This window comes from Dolichospermum circinale AWQC310F, from assembly GCF_000426925.1.
Classification (GTDB): Bacteria; Cyanobacteriota; Cyanobacteriia; order Cyanobacteriales; family Nostocaceae; genus Dolichospermum; species Dolichospermum circinale.
The window spans coordinates 35,552-38,756 of sequence record NZ_KE384666.1 but is presented as its reverse complement, the minus strand read 5'-3'; the positions used below and the strand labels follow the sequence as shown (position 1 = coordinate 38,756).

The window sequence follows — 3,205 nt, the reverse complement described above, 5'->3', positions numbered from 1 at the left end:
TCCCTGTTCCCTGTTCCCTGTTCCCTGTTCCCTTGTCATAACGACAATTTTTAACGCCAACCTACTTAGTATTTAGTTTGATCATGCCATGGAGCTAAGCGGATTCGAACCGCTGACCCCCTCAATGCCATTGAGGTGCGCTACCAACTGCGCTATAACCCCGAAATCCCAATTTAGTCAGCTTTTGAACTTTTTATTAGGTGAGTTTTTTCATTATCTCTGTTGAGATTATATCTCACTTGATGTTAATCTTGTCAAGATATTTGTGTTAAGAAATATTAAGCGGTGAATGAACATGAAAACTCTAGAACCTTAAGCTGCAAATAAACAGATTGTTGATATCTGACGTGGTTGGTGAGCTTGCCGAACCACACCCTACCAATGTGCCAGTTGCGTAAGTCCTATGTATTTTACAATCATCATAAATCTAACCTAATAGATATAACTAAGTAGGTGAACGGAAAAAACCGACATAAGTAACGAAAAGTAAAGTTGCCCAAAACCTCTTTTCTGTTCCCTGTTCCCTCCTACTTAATGCTGACAAGTATTTATAGAAATCCAAGATGAATCTACTACTCTTGAACCATCTTCTCCAATCTTATAATAATGTTCTTTTTTCCAAATAGGTGCATTGTGTTTTAACGTATCAATAGCATATTCACAAGCCGTAAAAGCCTGGCCACGGTGGGGACAACCTATAGCTACAATTACACTAATTTCCCCAATTGACAATCTGCCAATGCGATGATATATTGCCACCCGACCGATATCAGACCATTGATAGCGAATATGATCAGCAATTTGATAAAATACCTGTAAAGCCATTGGTTCATAAGCTTGATACTCCAAAGCCACCACAGACTTACCGTCAGTTTGATTACGAACCATACCACTCATGATTACCACCGCACCATGAGCAGGATTATCCACCTTACTATAGATTTCCTCTACAGACAATGGTGCTAGTGTAATTCCAAAACTATCTTCAACCCTGGGTTTAATTGTGATCATTTATCTTATGCTTCTAATAGTAAATTGATACAAGGATCATCGCGGTTCATGATTTTGAAAATCCCATTCTATAAGAATATCTAGCCGCGAAATACCAAAGCAATTCAAAAACCCCAAAATCAGGTAAAGTAATATTTTCATCTATTTACTAAAAACCACGATCATCTCATGCAAGTGCAACTCAGTGGATCTAAAAATCCCCTAACGTATCTACTATTAATCGCTCCTTTTTTCCTTTGGGGTACAGCCATGGTGGCCATGAAAGGTGTAATTCCCCACACTACACCCTTATTTATGGCTGGAGTCAGGTTAATACCTGCGGGGGTACTAATTCTCATGGTAGCAGCATTCATGGGTAAACCTGTACCTAAAAGTTGGTTAGCATGGTTATGGATTATTATATTTGCTTTAGTTGATGGTACTTTATTTCAAGGATTTTTAGCAGAGGGTTTAGTCAGAACCAATGCTGGTTTAGGTTCGGTCATGATAGACTCCCAACCTCTAGCAGTAGCTTTACTGTCCCTCTGGTTATTTAAAGAACATATTGGTTTATGGGGATGGTTGGGGTTAGGTTTGGGAATCACAGGAATTAGTCTCATTGGTTTACCAGAAGAATGGATTTTTCATTTTCTTGATTCAGGAGTGACAATTACCACAGATAATTGGCAAGATTTGTTTAATAGTGGTGAGTTATTAATGTTACTTGCTGCTTTATCAATGGCGGTGGGAACAGTTTTGATTCGGTTTGTGTGCCGATATGCAGAGCCAGTAATGGCTACAGGATGGCACATGATTATCGGAGGCTTGCCTTTGTGGGGAATGTCATCAGTATTAGAAGCTCAACAATGGCAAAATCTTGTACTATCAGATTGGATATTCTTAAGTTATGCTACTGTATTTGGTAGTGCGATCGCTTATGGATTATTTTTCTATTTTGCTTCCAGTGGAAATCTCACCAGTTTAAGTTCTCTCACCTTTTTGACACCGGTTTTTGCCTTAATATTCGGTTATATTTTCCTCTCAGAGGTCTTGACAATTATCCAATGGTTAGGTGTTTTTCTCACTTTAATCAGTATTTATTTAATCAACCAGCGAGAAAATATTGGAGTCAAAAATCAGACAATTAATATCACACAAACAAATACCACAGAGGAATCATTAGTTTTAGAACTATCCCCGAAAAAAGTCCCTTAAACAGAACTAAATCACCGATAACTACCAAAAATATAACAAAAATATAACTATTACTTACATTTTCTACCGATGTCACTCCCTATCTTACCCCCATATCTCAAACCAGGTGATTTGCTGCGCGTCATTGCTCCTAGTGGTGCATTACGAGAAATGGAAGCGTTTCATCAAAGTGTGGAAATTTGGAAAGCGCGTGGTTATCGCGTCGAAATTTCAGCCAACATAGATGATAAACATGGTTATCTCGCTGGTACAGATCTCCACCGTCGTCAGCAACTAGCCACAGCATGGGAAGATCCAGAATGTCAGGGTATCCTTGGCGCGAGAGGTGGTTTTGGCTGTACCCGGATTTTAGAAAATTGGACTTGGCCAGAAAATATCATTCCACCTAAATGGTTAATCGGCTTTTCTGACATCACAGCCTTGCTGTGGAGTCTCTACAACGCGGGAATTGCCAGCGTCCATGGTCCCGTCCTCACCACCCTAGCTAATGAGCCAGAATGGTCAATACAGAGGCTAATGGACATAGTAGAAGGTCGTCCCCTCGCACCTTTAAAGGGTAAAGGTTGGGGTGGTGGTACAAGTACGGGAATCTTGCTTCCTGGTAATTTGACAGTAGCAACCCATCTTTTAGCAACACCGATTTTACCTGACCTTGAGGGTGTAATCTTAGCCTTAGAAGATGTAACAGAAGCACCCTATCGCATAGATAGAATGTTGACTCAATGGCGATTAAGTGGTTTTCTATCTAAAGTTCGCGGTATTGCATTAGGAGGATTTACAAAGTGTGAAGCCGCAGCCAATGTACCTAGTTTTACTGTAGAGGAAGTATTGCGGGATTGTTTGGATGATTTGGGTATTCCCATAGTTTCTAATCTTCCCTTTGGTCATGATAGCCCCAATGCTGCTTTACCTGTGGGAATGATGGTAACATTAGACGCTGAACAAGGGATACTGTATTTTTTCCCATAGATACAGCAAGTAGCTTTGAGTGAGGTACAAT

3 protein-coding genes and 1 tRNA gene are annotated in these 3,205 nt (G+C 40.0%); 2 read left to right on the top strand and 2 right to left on the bottom strand.

Features of this window, described 5'->3' with window-relative positions; translation table 11 throughout:
• Positions 1-89: 89 nt before the first annotated feature.
• Both ACIR310F_RS0103420 and ACIR310F_RS0103415 read right to left on the bottom strand, forming a co-directional pair.
• Positions 90-162: transfer RNA gene (locus ACIR310F_RS0103420), tRNA-Ala, on the bottom strand.
• Positions 163-531: 369 nt separating this feature from the next.
• Positions 532-1,011, bottom strand: a complete 480-nt coding sequence (locus ACIR310F_RS0103415; protein ID WP_028082612.1) for a molybdenum cofactor biosynthesis protein MoaE — start codon at positions 1,009-1,011, stop codon at positions 532-534.
• Between the two features lie 168 nt (positions 1,012-1,179).
• Between ACIR310F_RS0103415 and ACIR310F_RS0103410 the strand changes: the two genes are divergently transcribed.
• Both ACIR310F_RS0103410 and ACIR310F_RS0103405 read left to right on the top strand, forming a co-directional pair.
• Positions 1,180-2,205, top strand: coding sequence for a DMT family transporter (locus ACIR310F_RS0103410; RefSeq protein WP_028082611.1), 1,026 nt, complete (start codon positions 1,180-1,182; stop codon positions 2,203-2,205).
• Between the two features lie 69 nt (positions 2,206-2,274).
• On the top strand, positions 2,275-3,174 hold the full coding sequence (locus tag ACIR310F_RS0103405; RefSeq protein ID WP_028082610.1) for a S66 peptidase family protein: 900 nt from the start codon (positions 2,275-2,277) through the stop codon (positions 3,172-3,174).
• The last annotated feature ends 31 nt before the right edge of the window (positions 3,175-3,205 follow it).